14 protein-coding genes are annotated in these 20,049 nt (G+C 45.9%); 8 read left to right on the top strand and 6 right to left on the bottom strand.

Features of this window, described 5'->3' with window-relative positions; all coding sequences use genetic code 11:
• Positions 1-133: 133 nt before the first annotated feature.
• The 3 genes from AABA11_RS05250 to glgX are packed head-to-tail and all read left to right on the top strand — an operon-like array spanning position 134 to position 7,557.
• On the top strand, positions 134-3,259 hold the full coding sequence (locus tag AABA11_RS05250) for a phosphorylase b kinase regulatory subunit alpha/beta (protein ID WP_338266019.1): 3,126 nt from the start codon (positions 134-136) through the stop codon (positions 3,257-3,259).
• Between the two features lie 26 nt (positions 3,260-3,285).
• Complete coding sequence (gene glgB, locus AABA11_RS05245; RefSeq protein WP_338266017.1) at positions 3,286-5,481, top strand: 1,4-alpha-glucan branching protein GlgB; 2,196 nt, start codon at positions 3,286-3,288, stop codon at positions 5,479-5,481.
• A 36-nt stretch (positions 5,482-5,517) separates the two neighbouring features.
• Positions 5,518-7,557 (top strand): glycogen debranching protein GlgX, encoded by a 2,040-nt coding sequence (gene glgX, locus AABA11_RS05240; RefSeq protein ID WP_338266015.1) that lies wholly within the window; start codon positions 5,518-5,520, stop codon positions 7,555-7,557.
• Here glgX and AABA11_RS05235 read toward each other — a convergent pair.
• Both AABA11_RS05235 and AABA11_RS05230 read right to left on the bottom strand, forming a co-directional pair.
• Positions 7,554-9,341 carry an ABC transporter transmembrane domain-containing protein gene (locus AABA11_RS05235; RefSeq protein ID WP_338266013.1) on the bottom strand — a complete coding sequence of 596 codons (1,788 nt, stop codon included), beginning with the start codon at positions 9,339-9,341 and terminating at the stop codon, positions 7,554-7,556. The genes glgX and AABA11_RS05235 overlap by 4 nt on opposite strands.
• 108 nt (positions 9,342-9,449) lie before the next feature.
• Positions 9,450-11,015, bottom strand: coding sequence for a methyl-accepting chemotaxis protein (locus AABA11_RS05230; RefSeq protein ID WP_338266011.1), 1,566 nt, complete (start codon positions 11,013-11,015; stop codon positions 9,450-9,452).
• 335 nt (positions 11,016-11,350) lie between these two features.
• On the opposite strand from AABA11_RS05230, the gene AABA11_RS05225 reads away from it, so the two are divergent.
• The 4 genes from AABA11_RS05225 to AABA11_RS05210 all read left to right on the top strand — a co-directional run bounded on the left by AABA11_RS05225 (position 11,351) and on the right by AABA11_RS05210 (position 16,643).
• Positions 11,351-12,001, top strand: coding sequence for a 2OG-Fe dioxygenase family protein (locus AABA11_RS05225; protein ID WP_338266009.1), 651 nt, complete (start codon positions 11,351-11,353; stop codon positions 11,999-12,001).
• Positions 12,002-12,262: 261 nt separating this feature from the next.
• The gene (locus AABA11_RS05220; RefSeq protein WP_338266007.1) at positions 12,263-13,528 is read left to right on the top strand and encodes a response regulator; all 1,266 of its coding nucleotides are present in this window, start codon (positions 12,263-12,265) and stop codon (positions 13,526-13,528) included.
• A gap of 95 nt (positions 13,529-13,623) precedes the next feature.
• On the top strand, positions 13,624-14,631 hold the full coding sequence (locus AABA11_RS05215; protein WP_338266005.1) for a serine/threonine protein kinase: 1,008 nt from the start codon (positions 13,624-13,626) through the stop codon (positions 14,629-14,631).
• Complete coding sequence (locus AABA11_RS05210) at positions 14,628-16,643, top strand: RecQ family ATP-dependent DNA helicase (RefSeq protein WP_338266004.1); 2,016 nt, start codon at positions 14,628-14,630, stop codon at positions 16,641-16,643. Before AABA11_RS05215 ends, AABA11_RS05210 begins: the two co-directional genes overlap by 4 nt.
• On the opposite strand, the gene AABA11_RS05205 is transcribed toward AABA11_RS05210, so the two are convergent.
• From AABA11_RS05205 to AABA11_RS05190, 4 genes are all read right to left on the bottom strand, one after another.
• Positions 16,618-17,025: a VOC family protein gene (locus AABA11_RS05205; protein WP_265729442.1), complete on the bottom strand. Its 408-nt coding sequence runs from the start codon at positions 17,023-17,025 to the stop codon at positions 16,618-16,620. The two genes, AABA11_RS05210 and AABA11_RS05205, sit on opposite strands and share 26 nt — an antisense overlap.
• An 87-nt stretch (positions 17,026-17,112) precedes the next feature.
• A complete protein-coding gene (locus AABA11_RS05200; protein ID WP_265729441.1) occupies positions 17,113-17,382 on the bottom strand; it encodes a GIY-YIG nuclease family protein in 270 nt (89 codons plus the stop codon).
• A 76-nt stretch (positions 17,383-17,458) separates the two neighbouring features.
• Positions 17,459-18,082 carry a LysE family translocator gene (locus AABA11_RS05195; protein ID WP_338266000.1) on the bottom strand — a complete coding sequence of 208 codons (624 nt, stop codon included), beginning with the start codon at positions 18,080-18,082 and terminating at the stop codon, positions 17,459-17,461.
• Entirely contained in the window at positions 18,079-18,285 is a 207-nt protein-coding gene (locus tag AABA11_RS05190) for a DUF1127 domain-containing protein (protein WP_338265998.1), read from the bottom strand. Before AABA11_RS05190 ends, AABA11_RS05195 begins: the two co-directional genes overlap by 4 nt.
• 251 nt (positions 18,286-18,536) lie before the next feature.
• Between AABA11_RS05190 and AABA11_RS05185 the strand changes: the two genes are divergently transcribed.
• Positions 18,537-19,961, top strand: a complete 1,425-nt coding sequence (locus tag AABA11_RS05185; protein WP_338265996.1) for an aminotransferase-like domain-containing protein — start codon at positions 18,537-18,539, stop codon at positions 19,959-19,961.
• Positions 19,962-20,049 lie beyond the last annotated feature (88 nt).

Genomic DNA, 20,049 nt, shown 5'->3' with positions numbered 1-20,049 from the left:
GAAGCCGTTTACCGCTTTAACTTATTGGTGAGTCCCATTATGTTTGGGTATAGTAAATCCAAACCTAATCAGGACAACTCTGATTTGAATTAGGCAACAGATCTTTAACGGTACGTTTTATGAAGGATCGAACATGGCGACTGATGCTCAAGATAAGCTAGATTCTCTTTATCAACATATTCAAGCGGTTATCTTAACCCGCCAACATCCAGTCACAGGGCTTTTTCCAGCCAGTACCAGCATCAATAATCACGGCAACTATACCGATGCATGGGTACGAGACAACGTTTACAGTATTCAGGCCGTTTGGGCGTTACACCTAGCTTACAAGCGCGCTTCCAACCCTCAAAAACGTGCGAATGAATTAGAGTTTGCCTGCATAAAAATGATGCGCGGTTTGTTATTTGCCATGATGCGTCAGTCCCACAAAGTAGAAGCCTTTAAACACAGCCTAGACCCGAAAGATGCGCTACACGCCAAATACGACACAAAAACAGGCTTAGAAGCCGTGGCGGACGATGCATGGGGGCATTTGCAAATTGACGCCACCAGCTTTTATTTGTTGATGTTGGCGCAAATGACTAAGGCAGGCAGCAAGCTGATTTTTTCTCGCGATGAATTCAATTTCATCCAAAACCTGATTTACTATATTTCTCGCACTTACCGTACGCCCGATTATGGTATTTGGGAACGAGGAAATAAAGTCAACAACGGCAAAGCTGAAATCAACGCCAGCTCTGTGGGCATGGCAAAAGCCGCCATGGAAGCCATGGACGGATTAAACCTATTTGGCAGTGATGGTCCAGAGTGGGCTGTCGTTCATTCGTTTGCCGATGCGGTGGCGCGAGCAGGCTCAGTTCTTCAATCATTGCTTCCAAAAGAATCCCGCTCAAAAGAAGTCGACAGCGCCATCCTCAGTATTATTGGCTTCCCTGCTTTTGCGGTAAACGACGAAAAACTGGCACGACGCACGCGAAAGGAAATCATCAGCAAACTGGGGGGTGAATACGGCTGTAAACGCTTTTTACTCGACGGCCATCAGTCGGAATTGGAAGATCAAAGTCGAATTTATTACGAGTACGACGAGCTGATTAATTTTGAACACATCGAATCAGAATGGCCATTGTTCTTCACGTATCTGTATATCGATCGATTGTTTGCCAGAGACTGGGAAAGCGCCAATTTTTATCGCCATAAATTAGAGTCATTAATGGTCGAAAAAGACGGTCAAATGCTGCTGCCAGAATTGTATTACGTGCCGCAAGAAAACATCTTAGCCGAAAAAGAAAAGCCAGGGTCACAAAAACGCGTTCCCAATGACAACCTACCTTTGGTATGGGCGCAAAGTCTGTATTTGGTTGGAAAAATGCTCGATGAAGAACTGATCAATACGGATGACCTAGATCCATTGGGTCTGCATCGCATTCAGTATCGTCCCAACAAAGTCACCACTTCCATGGTGATTCTGGCTCAAAATGACAACGTAAAACAGAAGCTCTTGAATGCCGGCTGTTTATGCCAAACGCTGGAAGACATTGCGCCTTTAAAAGCCATCAGTGCCGATCAATTAGTTGAAACCTATCGCCATCTTGGCGCGTCAGAGACATTGGGGTTAACCGGTCGCCCAAACCGTGCGTTAAACAGTTTGGCCACTTCTCAGGCGTTTAACATCGATGGTGAAAGTTACCTTTGCTTATCTTGGATTCAAAACGAAGACAAAGATTACCGCAAAGTCGACCCAATCCTATTCCAAGCGCACATTCGCAACGAATTAAAAATCATCGCGGATCATTGGTATTATCAAGCGAACGCTGTCTTTACCATTTTAATCGATGAAGCCATGAGCGAGATGAAAGGCAGTGATGCGCTATTCGAATTTATTCGATTGCTGCAAAAGCGCGAGCACGAAGAGTTCCGAGTCATTCCTCAGTCTGCTAAAAATGCGTTTAAATCTGGCAATCGCCGTTCCATTATTATCAACACCATAGATCAACAGCAGCTGGGCGCCAAACTGCCTGTTCATGATGCATTTTGGCCACTGTCTGACAAACCAAAAGCCTATGATGTGGCGGAGATTAAAAACGCAGAAACCGACGCCTTACTCGCTCGATTTACCACGCAACCCAGCATGAATGAAGCCATTGATTGTCTGATGGAGCTAGGCAGACGTCGTGCGCTGATGAACACGGTTCCCAATTCAACACCAGCGGTTACCGCCTACAAAGTACTGAACAGCGTTTACTTTCAGGCGCTGCTTTCTGAAAACTGGCGCTCGGCCAGATTGCTGTATTCCTTGGTATTAAAGCCCACCACCGACTTAGCCACGTACATTGCCGACATCACTGTTCGACAACGTCTATTAGTCATTGGAGAAACACCAGAAACAGAGGTGGATATCAGCTCACCTCTGCATCAGGATGTGATTTTAGACATGCTAAGAAGCGTGTCGTCGTCTCCTATCGGCTTAGTCATTTGCCACGAACTGATCTCTATCGCTGGTACTTTAATAAAAGTCCACCCTGATTTTTTCTCCGGGGTAAGAACCATTCGAATCCACAACCTTGCACAGCTTTGCGCACGACAATTTGACCCAGTGGACGATGCGCCGGTTTTTGAAACATTATCAAACGTTTCTCCCAGTGAGCTTTACGAAGCCCTTAAACAAGTGTTACAACAAAAGCACGATGAATTTGCACACGTTGCCAATACCATGCGTTATCACAACAGCACAGACGCACAGAGCAAGATGAAAGACGTGGATTGGTTTGACTGGCGTTCAGAGCAAGGCATGATTACCAAGCTGCCTGAGTCAATGCTTCTGCAGCTCTGGGAAAGTCTGAGCAATGCGAACACCATCGTGTTTGGCGACGTACAAAGCAACACGGCTTTAGACTGTAAACGAGCACTCAGTTCAATGACACCTGGTGAAGACACCTTTGCCTTGTTGATTGAAACATTGACATCAGATATTCACCCAAGCTGGTATAAGAGTTTGATTTTTGAAGGGTTATACGCCTTTATACGATTCTGTCAGCAACACAAAAACTGTAAGTTTGAACAGGAAATAAACCTACCTGTTCTGGTCTCTCAAGCGGCGTTAGACCATGCTAAGCAACACCAAGCGGAACACCCAGAAGACAGTTGGGCCGACGCCGCTTTGGACGAATTTGCACAAATTACACCGAATAAAGTAAACCAATACTTACGTTGGACAGTGAGCAAACTTCACAGTCATCAGCACCAACACTCAACGAGTTAACACGCTCACTCTTGCTGGAGAAGTGAATGGATCTACTAAAAAATGCCCTAATTAATGACGTGTTGAACACACACTGTTCTGACCCGTTTGGATGTTTAGGACTGCATGAATCCTCTACGAAGAAAGGCCTGTCGTTAATTGTTTGGCAGCCGGAAGCAACCGCCATTCGTGTCTTGGCAATCGATCAGGACACAGAATTGGCGAAAATGCGCCAAGTCGATGACAAAGGATTGTTTTTAGCTGAATGGCCAAAAACACAGACTCGCTTTCATTATCGACTAGAAATTACTTACAAAGACAACAGCACACACACGTTAGTAGACCCTTATCAATTCCCGAACACCACCTTTGTTGACCCAAGCCACCATCAAGCAAGCCTTTACAAAAGCCAAGGGGCCATTCGCGTCGGTGCAAAAGTAAATGATGAATTAACAATACAGGGAACACGTTTTGCGGTTTATGCACCCGCCGCACGTTCTGTCTCTGTTGTGGGGGACTTCAATGCATGGGATGGCCGAACTCACCCTATGTCGAGCAATGGCGATGGCATTTGGCGTTTGTTTATTCCAGACGTGAATCACGGTGCGCGCTACAAATTTGAGATTCGTGCTAACAATGGCGATATTCTGCCCCATCGCAGCGACCCTTATGCCCAGCGGATTGAACAATTTCCATCTTTTGCGAGCGTCACCTGCTTTGACAACAAACATGCTTGGCAAGACGATATTTGGGTAAATCGTCCTATTGAAGACATCTACGAGAAACCGATGAGCATTTATGAATTGCACATCGGATCGTGGCGTCGAAAGGAAGATAATCAGCCACTCACCTACCTTGAAATAAAAGATCAGCTGGTGCCTTACGTTAAAGAAATGGGCTACACGCACGTCGAACTTTTGCCCATTACAGAATACCCTTTTGATGGTTCTTGGGGCTATCAGCCTGTTGGGTTGTACGCGGTTACCTCCCGCTTTGGGACACCAGAAGACTTCAAAGCGTTGGTCGATGCACTTCACCAAGCCAATATTGGTGTGATCATGGATTGGGTACCGGCGCACTTTCCTGCCGACAGCCATGGTTTGGCCAACTTTGATGGATCCAAACAGTACGAATACCCTGACCCTAAAAAAGGCTGGCACCCTGAGTGGAATTCGCTGATTTACGACTTTGGCAAAGAGCATGTCGTAAATTACCTCATCAGCAACGCGGTGTATTGGTTAGAAGAATTCCACATTGACGGTCTGCGCGTGGACGCGGTGGCCTCTATGTTGTATTTGGATTATTCCCGTGAAGACGGTGAATGGATTCCCAACAAAGACGGTGGCAACCATAATTACGAAGCCATTGATTTCTTACGCCGCTTAAACGAAACCGTGTACTTGAATCACCCTCGCTGCTTTACTGTCGCAGAAGAATCAACCGCTTTTCCGGGTGTGTCCAAACCTACCTATATGAACGGCTTAGGCTTCGGTTTCAAATGGAACATGGGCTGGATGAACGATTCTTTGGATTACATTAAAAAGGATCCTATCTACCGCCAGCACCATCAAGGCGAACTCAGTTTTAGTATGGTTTATGCCTTCGATGAGCAATTTGTGTTGCCAATTTCTCACGACGAAGTCGTACACGGCAAAGGCTCGATGATCACTAAAATGCCAGGAGACGCTTGGCAAAAGTTCGCTAACTTACGCGCGTTTTCAGCTTACATGTATTTCCACCCAGGCAAAAAGCTTAACTTCATGGGCAACGAGTTTGCACAAGGCCAAGAATGGAGCCATGAACGCTCTTTGGATTGGCATTTGCTGGATACGGATTACCACAAAGCGCAACAAGCGTTATCGAAAGATTTGAATCACCTTTATCAGGGTGAAAGCAGTTTGCAGTACGACCATTCTTATCACGGCTTTGAATGGATAAGTTACGATGATAACGCCAACAGTATCTTGGCTTTTGCGCGTAAAGCGAAAGACAGCACTGAGCACACGGTTGCTGTGATCAATTTTACGCCAACACCGCATGGACACTACCGCATTGGCGTGCCGAAAGCGGGTCGTTATCAAGTCATTATGGACACAGATAAAACGTCATACACGGGCAGTGGTTACGTAAACATTAATGAGTACACGACACAAGCCGTGATGAGTCATGGTCGTGAACACAGTATCGAACTGCAAGTGCCACCGCTTGCTGGTGTGTTATTAAAATGGTTAGGCGAGTTTTAATTCTCGCCCTTTCAATCACAGCGTCTAGAGGTTTTCATGAACCAAGAGCAACAGGTTACCAATGGCTCCCCTTTTCCTCTAGGTGCTATTGTCACCAAGGATGGTGTTAACTTCGCAGTGGTGGCGGAAGACGCCAGTCAGCTGTATTTATGTCTGTTTGATGAGAAAGGCAATGAGCAAGAATCCTTGCCTTTTCTTAATAAAACGAAAGGCATTTGGTACATGGAGGTGCTTGGTTTAACAGAAGGCCAGCATTATGGATTACGGACAGAAGGCGAATTCAAACCTGAACAGCAAATGCTCTACAATAAGCAAAAGCTACTGATTGACCCGTATGCGAAAGAGCTCAGCGCCAAGCTTGTGTGGAACGAAGACCAAGCTGCAATCACCAAAGAGGGTCAGCCACACCAAACCGATTCTGCCTACTGTGTGCCCAAATCGATTGTCCGCACCGTAGAAGCAAAGTCAGATCGCCCCGGAAGAATAAAAGTCACTCCGTCGAGCCGTGCTCTGTATGAATTACACGTAAAAGGTTTCAGTAAAAATCTGCCCATTGAACGCGGGCTGCAAGGTACTTATCTTGGCGTTATTTCTTCCGCTGGCATCGAACACTTAAAAAGCCTGAACATCACGACCATTCAGTTAATGCCTTGCTTTAGCTTCATGACAGAACGTCATTTACAGCAACTAGAACTGAATAATTACTGGGGCTATAACCCAATTAGCTTTTTTGCCGTAGAACCTTCCTACGCCATAAAAGATGCAATTGTTGAATTCCAACAAATGATAGATGGATTACGCCAAGCGGGTTTTGAAGTGATTTTAGACGTGGTGTATAACCACACCGCAGAAAGTGAGGTAGACCAATCCAGCGTGTGCTACCGAGGCTTGGACAATGCGCGCTATTACCGCCACCAAGATGGTCAATATTTGAATTACACAGGCTGTGGTAACTGCATTGATACCTACAGCCCCACCAGCATTCGCCTTATTTGTGACAGCATGCGTTATTGGGTTGACGTCATGGGCGTCGATGGCTTTCGCTTTGATCTAGGTGTCGATCTTGGTCGAACTGATCACGATTTCACGGCAAAAGCCCCACTGTTACAAGCTATTCTTCAAGACCCTATTTTAAGTGGAACCTGCCTTGTTATGGAGCCTTGGGACATTGGCCCTAACGGTTATCAAGTCGGACAATTCCCCAGAGGATTCTTGGAATGCAACGACCAATACCGAGATACCATTCGTCGTTTCTGGCGCGGTGATGATGGCAAAGTACCCGAGTTCGCGACTCGCCTTATGGGATCCAGAGACTACTTCCATAAAGGACACAAAAGCGCGCTGAATTCGGTTAACTACATCACCTACCACGATGGTTATACCATGAAGGATTTGGTGTCTTACCATGAACGCCATAACCTCGCCAACATGGAAGAAAACCGCGACGGTCACGGCGACAACATTAGCCAAAACTTTGGTACTGAGGGAGAAACAGACAACAAAGACATTCAAGAAAAGCGCCTAAACCAGCAGCTTTGTTTTATCGCAACGCTACTATTAAGCCAAGGCACGCCGCACCTTTTAGGCGGTGATGAACTGTCTCACAGTCAACAAGGCAACAACAACGCCTATTGCCAAGACAACGATATTACTTGGCAAACTTGGCAAGACATAGACGCTGAAACCAGCCAAGCAAGAACCGCGATAAAAGACACCATAGCAACACTGATGGCATTACGAAAAGCCTATCCTATTTTTGCAGAAATCCGCTTAGAAGATGACCCACTTTATCAGCATACGTCGTTGGATAAGATTCATTGGCTTAATGAGCAAAGCGAACCAATGACGATCGAAAACTGGGCCGATGACAGCCGACATTTTATTGCGTTGACGCTCACACCCGCGGATCTTTCTAACAGCTTTTGGATTGTTTTTTACAGCAGCGACGCACCACTAAGCGTTCCATTACCAACAGACAATGGCGAGGTTGAAACACTTTACCAAACACCCGGTTTGTCCATCAAAGAGGGCGCACTCCATTGCGCTTATCGGGGTGTTTTTGTCGGTAAGTTTTAATCAGCACGAACGTCGTCATTTTGATTAAACTGCAAATCCGCTAATCGCTTATACAAGGCACAGCTTGCGAGCAATTCGCTGTGTGTGCCTTGGGCAATGATTTCCCCTTGCTCCATCACAATAATCCGATCTGCATTCAATACCGTGGCCAAGCGGTGAGCAATCACCAAGGTGGTTCTGCCCTTCATCAAAGGTTCAAGTGCCGCTTGGACCTTGCTCTCGCTTTCGGCATCCAAGGCACTGGTTGCTTCATCTAACAATAAAATGGGTGCGTCTTTTAATATCGCCCGAGCAATCGCCACACGTTGCCTTTGGCCACCAGACAAACGCACGCCGTCTTCTCCTAAACGCGTCTCATAGCCTTTGTCCAAACGAGTAATAAATTCATGAGCATTGGCTTGTTCGGCAGAATATTGAATCGATTCCTTGCTGGCATTGCGATTGGCGTAACCCAAGTTATCGTAAACCGTTTGATCAAATAGAACTGTCTCTTGGGGTACCAAGGCAAAGCGCTGACGTAAATCGTCTAAGGAATACGCTTTAATGTTTTCGCCAGCCAAGTAAATACCGCCTTCTTGAGGATCATAAAAGCGCAGAAGCAATTCAAATAAGGTCGACTTACCCGCGCCTGATGGCCCAACTAAAGCCAACATCTCACCTTGTTTAATGGAAAACGACAAATTCTTTAACGCGGCATAATCCGGTCTGGTTGGGTAACGAAATTCGACATTATCAAACCTGATGACTTCGTCGCCTTGGTGGATTTCGGTCATGCGCTGAGAAGGAAACTCGCTAGCGCCACTCACCACGGCACTTTTAGCACTGAGCAACTCCATAATACGTTCTGCTGCCCCCGCCGCCCGTTGCAACTCGCCCATAACTTCAGAAATAGCCCCAACCGCGCCAGCAACAATGATCGAATAAAACAAGAAACTCGCCAGATCTCCGGCACTGATCTCACCTGAGATAACGTCTTTGCCACCAAACCACAACATCACGCCAATACCACTCATGGACAGCAAAATAACCATCAAGGTAAGCCAAGAACGTTGCTGAATGCGTTTTACACTGACATTAAAAGCGCGATCTACTGTGGCAGAAAAACGCTGTGCATCGTGCTTTTCATGAGTAAAAGCTTGCACGACTTTTATGTGACGCAGCGCTTGTGATAAATAGCGCCCGACATTAGCCACTTCATCTTGGCTATCACGTGAGAGTCGGCGTACTCGTCGTCCAAAATACACCACAGGCACAATGACAAAAGGCACACAAGTCAGCAAAATAAGCGTGAGTTTAAAATGCATCACCAATAAGAATAAGATCCCACCCACTAGCATCAAACTGCTGCGCAAAGCGATCGATAAAGAAGAACCAATCACGCTTTGTAACAGTGTGGTATCGGATGTGATGCGAGATTGTATTTCGCTGGGAGAATTGTCTTCGAAGAAAGAGGGAGATAAGGTCAGCAGATGCGCAAACACCGCTTGGCGAATATCCGCCACCACGCGCTCACCTATCCATGACACCAGATAAAAGCGGCAGAAGCTGCCAATGCCCAACAAAAAAACCAAACCAATGAATATCATCAAGGCCTGAGTCAGACCGGCTTCAGAACCCGATGCCAAACCACGGTCAATCAGAAATTGAACGCCCTTACCCAAGCTAAGCATAGTGCCAGCGGTCACCACCAAAGCAATCAGAGCCAAAACCATTTGGCGTCGATAAGGACGTAAAAAAGGTAAGAGTGTCTTTATTCCGCTTTCCGCACTGTCCGATTCATTCATTCGTCACAACCACCATAAAGAAATAATGATCGTCACTATAGCGCATCTGAGGACTCAGAACTGAGCAAATACCAAGTACAGATAACTCACCTTGATTCACACTGTATTTTAGGAAACCGACTTAAATCCCATACGGAAACCACCCCAATGTTGTCCATTAACATAGATAGGCACAGAAAGATCATGGAGAATCTCCCCTGTATCGCGTTTATAGGTCTGCAGTAAAAAGCTGTCCGTATGCGCACCACAACGACGGCCTGTCGCGTCGTTGAAAATACGCTTACTGCGGTTGTTCACCAAATCTTTTTCATAGTCGCCACTTAACGGCTGACTGAATTTTTTATTGTGCGTTGGAAAGTAACCATTCACGTCGACGGCGCCCGCAAACATCACTTGGTCGTATTTTTCCAGAACCGCTTCCTGAATGACAGGAAAAGCACGGTCACTAAACGCATCATAAGCGGTGCTGAACTTCTGTGGGTTGGTATTGCGGATTGGTTGATAATCACGAGAAAACACCGCCTGCTTAGTCAATTCGCCTTTCTCGATCGCGGTTTCAAAAACTTGCCCTATCGCCAGTGCCGAGGCTTTGGCTTCTGCCAGCAGCTCAGAGAAAAATAATGACTGATCGACTTTGTCTAACTCTCTGAACACCACTTCTGCGCCATTACTCAGCCCAGCGGCTTCTTTCGATAAACGATCACTGCGCTCGGAAATATCGTTAAGAGAACCACTGATACGTGAAATTGAGCCATTTATTTGCGTACTGGTTGCGCCCAGTGTCTCCCCCGCACTTTCTACCTCTGACAGCACTTGTGAAGCATGTCGTACCTCTTCCGTCAGTGAAATAAAGCGCTGAGTTTCTCCTAACAATGTACTCGATAAGGACTCAGTAAGGGATTTTAACGCCGACATTTCATGATGCGTCAACTGGCTATTACGGCGCACATCCGCCAGTAAACTGGAAATTTGCTCAGAGGCATCCGCACTTTTGGCCGCCAATGCGCGAACTTCGTCCGCGACGACCGCAAAACCTCGACCTTGCTCACCAGCCCTAGCCGCTTCAATGGCCGCATTCAAGGCCAACAGATTCGTCTGTTCAGAAACCGCTTTAATCACGGCCGTGATGCTATCGATATCATCAGCACTTTTGGTTAACAAGGCCAACTGCTCACTGGCCGTTTGCACCTTACCTGTTAGCTCATGTATTTGATCCGCGCTCTGTGTCAATGCACTTTGAGCTGTGTGGCTCGACTGTGCCGTTTCCGTCATGGTATGCGCCAACTGCCCCAAATTTGTCGACAGAGTGAGCCCCGTTTCTGACAGCATTTCTACCGCTTTTGAAATTTGCTGGCTATCATCGCGCGTTAAGTGAATGTCTTTGCTAAGGGTATCCACGAAATGAGAGACCTCAGCCGCCCCCATGGCCATTTTAGACGTCGCATGGGTCACACTTTTACTCACGTCTGTCAAAGCAGAAGACGTGTGTTCTGAGCCGTTTTCAACGTCTTGATTGGCCGACTTCACATTGCTAAGCCGCCAATGCAGTACGAGCAAACACCCACTGAGTAAGATCCCCGCCAGCGCAAAATAAGGCGACACCGAGCCTTGCACATAGCCCGAAATAAACAACACCAAAAGCCCTAAAACAGCGCAAAACTGGAAATACACCATCGCCTTTCCCTTCCTATAATTTTTATTTTTCTAGTGTTTAACGGCATCCCTGTCAGGTCAACACAAAACGAAAAGCCTAAGACTAAAGTCGTAACAGAGACAAAAACCAATAACACCTTTCGTACCAACGTTCATGCAGTCCACGAAACTGAATAAATTATTCCCAAAATACAAAACAATAGAATTTTTTATTCTCTATAACGCTTTTTCCGCACATAAATAGCAAAGTTTTTCTCATAAATTCCAACTACACTAGAAAAACGCTCACGAAGCGACATAAAAATAACAACCGCGTTGCGCACAATCTGCCAACGACGACAATGAGGATAAACGCCATGATCACCAACAAATTTGACTCCGAGCCTTTCTTTCTAGAACTTGGGCAACTTAATTCTGACAGTGTTAGTCATCTCGCGCCTTCTTTTGATCGTTTGCCTCCCAACCCCTACGCCGACGGCGCGTTTCGTTTGCGTCGCTATTCTCGCTTTACGGTTGAACAAGGCGCTCTTCATCGTCTTCCAACGCAAGCTTTCGTACAGGATGAAAGCATCAACCATTTCCAAGGAAATGTGGTGCGCCAATACGAAGAAATAGACGGCAATACCGTATCGGATCCAGCATTCATCGAGCTGTTTCAATATTTTCAGAAGATGGCCAGTGTGAGTGATGGCACACCAATTGAAGTGCATCAATTACGAATTTTTGCCGATCATAAAAGCGCAGAAGTGGCACCAGAAGGCGTCCACCAAGATGGCTTCGACCGAATTGGTATTTACGTTATGCAGCGCCATAACATTCAAGGTGGCAACATCAACGTACATTTAGGAAAAAACAGTCCGGCTTTGATCAGCCATGACTTTGATAAAGGCGAATTTGTAGTTCTAAACGACCGGAAGTTTTTCCACAGTGCGCAACCCATTCAACCGATTAATGGCGACCAAGGTTATATGGACATTTTTGTCTTAACCGCCAATTTACTTCATTAATCGATCCGTTGCATCGCGATTAACTGATTCACACTCCCCGTTTTTCATTCACCATAAAAGCGGGGAGTATTCAAAAATGACACGCTCTATAATCTCTATTTCTTATACAAAACAACATCTATTTGATATTTAAAGAAATATTAGCCTTTCCTTAAATAGAAAAGTTTGCCCGATAAATTAGCCTTAGTGTTTTCATTTTCCTCATGCTATAAACATACACATACAGAATGAATTGTAACCATGTGACGTAAGGATGTAGCGTTGTCGGATGTAATGGCATTGAGTAGTGAAAGCACCCAAAATATCCCCCAAGAATTGATTGATACTTCACAGAAACGCGTGTTAATCATTGAAGATCTGGGTGAAATGAGGCTCATGTTAAAGTCTTACATGACGTCACTTGGCTACGCGAACATAGATGTCGAACCTTCTGGTCAATCCGCCATAAAACGCATATTAGAAAAGCAATACGATGTCGTGTTATCCGACTACAACCTCGGCGGCAGCATTGATGGACAACAAATTCTAGAAACCTCTCGTAAAAACCATTCACAAGACCATTCCACCATCTTTATTATGATAACGGCCGACACGGCCTATGAAAGCGTGGTCAATGTTCTCGAATATCAGCCAGACAGTTATTTAGTCAAACCGTTTCCGCCTGCGGCATTTTTTCGACGTTTTGATCGCGTTCAAAAACAAAAGAAAACCTTTGAAAGCATTAATGCCGCGCGTAAAAATCAAGATTTTGAAGGCATGGAATCACAGGCCAAAGCCATCATGGCGCAATACCCAAATTTGGCCAGTGAATGCCTAAAAATCATTGGTGAATCGCTTTATGCCCGTGGCCGCTATAAAGACGCCAAAAATCACTACATGTTGATCGTTCTAAAAAACAAAAACTTAGCCTGGGCGCACTACGGCATTGCCCTTTGTGAATTAAAACTTGGCGCAGTTGCTGCTGCAATCACAAAACTAGAACAAACCATCCGTTTGAGTCGGCATTTTTTATCCGCTTACGATCTGCTGGCCGACGCTCACGAAGACCAAGGAAATTTAAACGACGCGCAAACCATTTTGAGCAAAGTACTGGAAGTCTCTCCCCGGTCGAGCGAACGAGCCATCCGACTCGCGCAAATAAGCATTCAGTTAAATGACTGGGCAACCGCTGAACAAGCCTATTCCCGCGTCATCCGACTGACCCGTGAAACCAATTACGAAAAAGTAGAACATTATTACGAATACTTAAAATGCTTAACCAATCTCATGTCGAGTGGCGCTGACAATTCAAAATGGGCCGATAAATTTAAACGCACGCTGATACGACTTCGCTCATTTGGCAAAACAAACCCCGCCGCCATCTCGAATTCCTTCCGTATTGAAATCCAGCAATATTTGGCTCGCGATCATCTGGGTGAAGCCATCAAGTCGTGGAAACAATGGAATCGCCTGATTAAATCTGGTCATGCGTCGGCGCTTTCTTCTGCACAAAAACACACGCTCAAAAAGCGCCTTGGCTTGCTATAATAGCGACACATCGTTAAGGTCATCGACCATTTTCCAATAGAGCAATCTTGCTAACAGGTTGCTTCTCTATTTTCACCATACCAAAGAGCTTCATTATGACGGCAACCCATTCGTTTTCGACTCTTGTTCCTGACGTCATTTTAGATGCCGTAGAATCGACCGGTTTGTGGAGTGATTCACGTATTTATCCATTAAACAGCTACGAAAACCGTGTGTACCAAATTGGTATCGAAGACAGCACGCCGGTTATTGCGAAATTTTACCGCCCAGAGCGCTGGAGCGAAGCGCAAATTCGAGAAGAGCATCACGCGTTATTGGCACTAAAAGCCAAGGGCATTCCGGTGGTGGCACCGTTGGAATTTAAGGGTGACAGCTTACTGAATCACAACGGCATGTATTTTTGCTTGTACCCTCGCCTGGTCGGTCAACACCCAGAAGCCGACAATTTAGACCAGCTTTACCAACTTGGCGAACTGATTGGGCAAGTACATCAAGGCCTGTCTGAAACGCATTTTGAAGAACGTTTGCGTGTTTCACCTTTGGCGCAAATGGACGCCGCTGCGAACCAAATCCTGACGGGAAGTACATTGCTTGGTAACGCCGAACTTCCAAAGGCATTGCAGCTGCCTGAAAAGCTCAAGCCACTGTACAAAAAACAAGTGGCTACGCTTAGAGCACTCAGTGAAGCTCGAATCAATACGTATTGGCCAGCCCAATTACGCCCTATTCATGGTGACAGTCATCGCAGCAATCTCATGCTACACAATGGTCAATTTCATTTATTGGATTTCGATGACTGTCAAAGTGGCATAGCTGTTCAAGATTTGTGGCTACACATAACCCAAACGGAAAACCCGCGACAACAACTGAGTGAGATTATTGAAGGTTACGAAACCTACCAAGCGTTCGATACTCGCGAGCTGGATTTGATTGATGTGTTTAAAAGCGTACGAGTCATCAGTTATGCGGCGTGGCTACAAAGCCGTTGGCATGACCCTGCGTTTGTAAAAGCATTTGGTTGGTTTGGCTCAGAAGATTACTGGATCAACCACCTAAATGAGCTTAAAAGCTGTGAATTAGAGTGGGGGAATATTTCACGATGATGCCTCTAGAACAGACTCTGCGTTCTCAGTTCGGCTTTGATGCTTTTCGAGAAGGACAAAAACAGACCATTGAACAGCTATTGTCCGGCCACTCTTCATTGGCGGTTTTCCCTACAGGATCGGGCAAATCCCTGTGTTATCAGTTCACAGCAACGCAATTGCCTAACTTAACGCTGGTGATATCGCCTTTAATTGCGCTCATGCACGATCAGCTGTCATTTTTAGCCTCGAAAGGAATCCCTGCGGCGTGCTTAGACTCCAGCCAAAGCAAAGAAGAAAGTCAGGCTGTCATGTCCGGTGTCCAAGACGGATCGATTAAAATTTTAATGATCTCCGTTGAACGCTTCAAAAACGAACGCTTTCGACGCTTTATTAAACACATTGCTATTTCCATGTTAGTTGTGGATGAGGCGCATTGTATTTCGGAATGGGGACATAACTTCAGACCGGATTATTTGAAGCTGCCCTCTTACCAACAGGAACTCGCCATTCCGTTGGTGTTATTACTGACCGCCACAGCCACTCGTCGTGTTCAACGAGACATGGCGCAGAAGTTTGCCATTCATCCTGAACACATCACTCAAACTGGCTTTTACCGTCATAATTTGGACATAGAGCTTATCTCCATTCCAAGCGATGTAAATCCGTACGAAGAAAAGCTGAACCAGTTAAAAACCACATTAGACGATACTCAAGGGGCAAGCATTGTGTACGTCACACAGCAAAAAACGGCGGAGGATGTGGCGCGCGCTTTACAAGCCGACGGCTATTCTGCCATAGCGTATCATGCGGGGCTGGACAGCGACACACGAAGCGCAATTCAAGCCCGTTTTATGAACGACAAAGACACAACCAGCCAAACGCGTATTATTGTCGCAACCATTGCGTTTGGCATGGGCATTGATAAATCCGACATTCGCTTGGTCGTGCATTTTGATCTGCCCAAATCCATAGAAAACTACAGCCAAGAAATCGGCCGAGCAGGACGCGATAATCAACCCAGTCGCTGCGTATTATTGGCCAGCTTAGAAGGCTTAAGCACATTAGAAAACTTTGTTTATGGTGATACACCTGAACCGCAAGATATCGACAGACTTCTCAAAAGCATCACAGAACAAACAACTCACGCTCCGGTTCACTATGATGCTTCCAATGCGATATGGGAAACGCAGCCGTATGCTTTATCCAACCTGACAAACATTCGTTCGCTGCCGCTAAAAACACTGCTCGTACAACTGGAGCTTTTGAACGTGATCACGCCAAAATACACCTACTACGCCGATGTTCGTGTTAAGTGGGAAGGCGACCGCACAGCGTTCGCAAATCGCATTCCAACTGAATGGCAAGCGGCGTACCAAGCGATTTTAAAGGGCATTCAATATAAGAAAATCTGGGGAACGCCCGATTTTGACGCACTGTTTAACGACGCGGGATTATCACGAGGTGAGGTGTTAAACATCTTGGAATTCGCTGCCGACCACCATGTTTTGACCCTAGAAAGCAAAGGGTTAACGGACGTATATCAAGTCCACACAGAGCATTTTCATCATCAAACATTAGCAAACCAACTGCATCAATATACCGAAGAAAAACAAAACGCAGAAATTGAACGTATCGCCACCATGATACGTTTTTTTCAATTAGATCGTTGTTTGAATCACAATTTGGCACGCTATTTTGGTGATCAAAACGCCCCCGAACACTGTGGGCATTGCTCAGTCTGTCGAGGAAAACCATTGACCTTTGCCCAATCTCATACCGCTTCAGAAGCTGAATCGAACGATTGGAAAAATAGACTAGCGGAATATTGCGCTGAATTTATTCAACACGTTCAAACCAAAAGCCCTATGACAGACATTACCCCGGTGCTAATCACTCGTTTTTTAACGGGACTTACCCAACCTATTTTTACTAAGGTAAAAGCGAGACAGTTACAGGGCTTTGGGGTATACGAAGAAAAACGTTATTTGGCTGTAAAAGGCGCGGTTACTCAGTGTCTGTCTCATCGCTAGCGGAGTCGTTTTTTGTGTCATACACGCTGATTTCAATGAGGTTATTGTCAGGGTCATTAAAATAGACAGATTGGATAGGGCCTTGCGCACCAGACTTGCTCACAGGTCCTTCTAAAATGGCGACTTTATTGGCTTTTAGATGTGCGATTACATCGTCAAGCGGCCAATCGGAAATGAGACACACATCCCCCGCCCCTTCCATGGCGTGATTGCGCAACTCTTGCCCAAGCAACTGGAAATTGATTTTTTGTTGACCAAACTGCACGGCTTTTCGTCCATTCGCAAAGGTAACCGACTTCAGTTTCAGAACAGTCTCGTAAAACACAACAGCCCTGTCTATGTCCGCTACGGTTAATACGATGTGGTCAATGTGACTAATCATAGCTCCTTGCCTCCCATTGCAAGCCATTACCCAGTAGGTGACATGCTACGAATGATTCCCCCGAAAAACAAGCACAGATCGGCGACTTTATTCATTGGGATGGTTACGCAAAGACTGCAGTTCCATGCTCCCTTCAATCAAACTTTGCTTCTGACGACGATTGAGCTTTTTGACTTGATATTCCAACACCAACGCATCCCCTTTAGAGCCAACAACCTCAGACCAAACCAGCTCCAACGGGCCTTTTCCGCGAAGGTAACGGGCCCCTCGTTTACTGCTTCCTGAGTGCTCCGAAAAGCGCCGATTCACATCGGTGCTTATGCCGGTATACAGCGTATTCATTCGCGTCTTTATCATATAAAGACTCCATACGATGTTTTTGGGTGTGGCGCTTTTTTCCAGCGTGTCTGTCACCGTTACTCCCTACCCATCACTAATGTCCCACGATTAACAACAAGGTCGACGCCGTCGCCAATCCCATGACAAAATTAAAGCCACGCTGGCGTTTTTCGTCGGTGAGCCACTGACGTATTTTGATACCCGCCCAAGCCCACATCGAAATAGCAGGAAAGCCAACCGCCGCGAACAAAACAATAATCCAAAAACCAGACAGCACATACAGATCCCCAGCGATGGCAAAGGTGCTAACACAACCAATTGCCATCATCCACGCTTTGGGATTCACATATTGAAACAGCAACGCTTGCCACCAGCGCATCGGAGCCGAAGCGGATTTCTTGCGACCGGACGTTTTATTGTCCAATGACCCTACAGGTGCACTGCCAATTTTCCATGCTAGCCACAATAAATACGCACAACCCAGCCACTTCAGCACACTGTATAAAGGCGGATACAAGGTAAATAGAGCACCAAGACCAAGCAAGGTAGACAAGAGTAAACTCGCCACGCCTAAGACAATGCCCAACATATGCGGCAAGGTTCTACGAAAACCAAACTGCGCCCCAGAAGCCAACAACATAATATTATTCGGACCGGGCGTCACCGATGTCACAAAAGCAAACATAGCCAACGCCAAGAAAAATGACACATCGATCATAACGTCCTTCCTTTCTGTTTCATCAATAATACAACATCACGCCACAACCCTTTTATAGTGGCACGGGAAATCTCTTCATGTTGGCGTTCTTTGGTCATGCCAATGTCGTTTAATTGCTGAATGGTTAAGCGTGCCAATTTTCGGCGAGTTTGAAAACGTTCCACACTTTGTTGAATACACACAAATAAACTAATTACTAACATGACCTTCTCCTTATTTATCCGTCGATTTACACCCAACGCAGTCTGATGAAACAGTGCTTTGTGTATGAGTAAATACTTTAGAAGAAGTAAAACAAACAATACAGATTCAGAAACTCGCTTCATGATTCATACAGATTGCGAATATTGCATCTGTATGGGATAACAAACCCATAACTGTATGGTTAATTCCTATTTGAAACACCATACTATCAATACAGATTACTTTTTAGCGACAGGATTCAATTCACGCCATGACACTTTATCAAAATCTTGCAAACCGTTTACGCGAGCACATAGAACACGATTTTTATAAAGCAGGTGATAAACTGCCTTCGGTCAGACAGCTTGCACAGGAGCATGGCGTGAGCATTTCGACCGTGCAAGAAGCCTATCGACAACTGGAACAAGAGTTCTTGGTTGAAGCAAGACCCAAGTCGGGCTACTTTGTCTGCGCTCGTAAGAAAGACAATCTCCCCAGCATTTCAAGACCGCCACAGCGTCCTTTAGAAGTCTCTCAATGGGAAGAAGTGCTCAACATGCTGATGAATCGCAGCGGCAATAAAGGCGTGCAGTTGCAACATGCAATGCCCGACATGAAAGCCCCAACATTGAAGCCTTTGTTGAAAACCTTGTCCGATCTTACGAAACAAAAACCTGAACTCGGACTGGGCTACGCCGATATTCGCGGTTCGGAAGAATTACGGACTCAACTTTGTCGTCTTACCGTTGCGTCAGGGTGCCAGCTTCATCCAGACGATTTAGTGGTCACCTCAGGCTGCCAAGAAGCGCTAGCTGTCTGCCTTCGTGCGGTAACAGAACCCGGTGACATTATTGCCATTGAATCGCCCAGTTTTTATGGGTCCATGCAGGCCATAAAAGCCGCTAACCTAAAAGCGATGGAAATCCCAACTCACCCTGAAACAGGCATTAGTTTAGAAGCACTAGAACTGGCGTTGGATCAATGGCCGATAAAAGCCATTTTTGTCACACCAACCTGCAACAACCCAATGGGTTATAGCATGCCAGACGACAAAAAAGAGCAACTCTATCGATTGGCTCAAAGTTACGACATTGCCATCATTGAAGACGATATTTACGGTGACATTTCTTATCAATTCCCTCGCCCGAAAACCATCAAATCGTTTGATGAAGATGGCCGTGTCTTGCTGTGTTCATCGTTTTCTAAAACGATTGCCCCTGGTATGCGAGTTGGTTGGATTGCCCCTGGTCGCTACCGAGACAAGGTCACCCACGTAAAGTACGTCAGCAGCTCTATGTGCCCTGTGTTACCCCAACTGGCCATCGCTAAATTCATTCGCCTTGGTGGTTACGCAAAACACATACGCCAAATGAGACAAAACTACGAACAACAGCGAGACCACTTACTCAAGGCTATCAAAACCTATTTTCCCAGCGACACAAGAGTCAGCTACCCTGCCGGCAGCTTTATTTTGTGGGTGGAACTCACCCCCAATATCGACAGTGTGGCCTTAGTAGAACGCTGTCGCGAAGAAGGTGTAGGGTTTGCACCCGGTCCATTATTTTCAGCTACGGGAAAATATCGCAATTGTTTCCGACTGAATTTCAGCGAACAAAGCAAAGAAAAAAGAGAATGGGCCATCAAAACCTTGGCCGCGATTTTGCTTGGTTTAGAACAACGTACCAAGACGGGATAATAAAGACCGTTTTAGCCCCTTAATGTGTAAAGCGCCGATGAAATGTAAAGAAACGAAAATACACTTAATGCCTTAAACCAAAAACGCA

Source organism: Marinomonas pontica, from assembly GCF_036322735.1.
In the GTDB taxonomy this organism is placed as follows: domain Bacteria; phylum Pseudomonadota; class Gammaproteobacteria; order Pseudomonadales; family Marinomonadaceae; genus Marinomonas; species Marinomonas pontica.
Note: the sequence above shows the minus strand (reverse complement) of the source record. Positions and strands in the feature narration are given on the sequence as shown.

Excerpts from the sequence above, each read along its gene's own strand:
- AABA11_RS05250 (WP_338266019.1), top strand. The coding sequence starts at position 134 with ATGGCGACTGATGCTCAAGATAAGCTAGATTCTCTTTATCAACATATT.
- glgB (WP_338266017.1), top strand. The coding sequence starts at position 3,286 with ATGGATCTACTAAAAAATGCCCTAATTAATGACGTGTTGAACACACAC.
- glgX (WP_338266015.1), top strand. The coding sequence starts at position 5,518 with ATGAACCAAGAGCAACAGGTTACCAATGGCTCCCCTTTTCCTCTAGGT.
- AABA11_RS05235 (WP_338266013.1), bottom strand. The coding sequence starts at position 9,341 with ATGAATGAATCGGACAGTGCGGAAAGCGGAATAAAGACACTCTTACCT.
- AABA11_RS05230 (WP_338266011.1), bottom strand. The coding sequence starts at position 11,015 with ATGGTGTATTTCCAGTTTTGCGCTGTTTTAGGGCTTTTGGTGTTGTTT.
- AABA11_RS05225 (WP_338266009.1), top strand. The coding sequence starts at position 11,351 with ATGATCACCAACAAATTTGACTCCGAGCCTTTCTTTCTAGAACTTGGG.
- AABA11_RS05215 (WP_338266005.1), top strand. The coding sequence starts at position 13,624 with ATGACGGCAACCCATTCGTTTTCGACTCTTGTTCCTGACGTCATTTTA.
- AABA11_RS05210 (WP_338266004.1), top strand. The coding sequence starts at position 14,628 with ATGATGCCTCTAGAACAGACTCTGCGTTCTCAGTTCGGCTTTGATGCT.
- AABA11_RS05205 (WP_265729442.1), bottom strand. The coding sequence starts at position 17,025 with ATGATTAGTCACATTGACCACATCGTATTAACCGTAGCGGACATAGAC.
- AABA11_RS05200 (WP_265729441.1), bottom strand. The coding sequence starts at position 17,382 with ATGATAAAGACGCGAATGAATACGCTGTATACCGGCATAAGCACCGAT.
- AABA11_RS05195 (WP_338266000.1), bottom strand. The coding sequence starts at position 18,082 with ATGATCGATGTGTCATTTTTCTTGGCGTTGGCTATGTTTGCTTTTGTG.
- AABA11_RS05190 (WP_338265998.1), bottom strand. The coding sequence starts at position 18,285 with ATGTTAGTAATTAGTTTATTTGTGTGTATTCAACAAAGTGTGGAACGT.
- AABA11_RS05185 (WP_338265996.1), top strand. The coding sequence starts at position 18,537 with ATGACACTTTATCAAAATCTTGCAAACCGTTTACGCGAGCACATAGAA.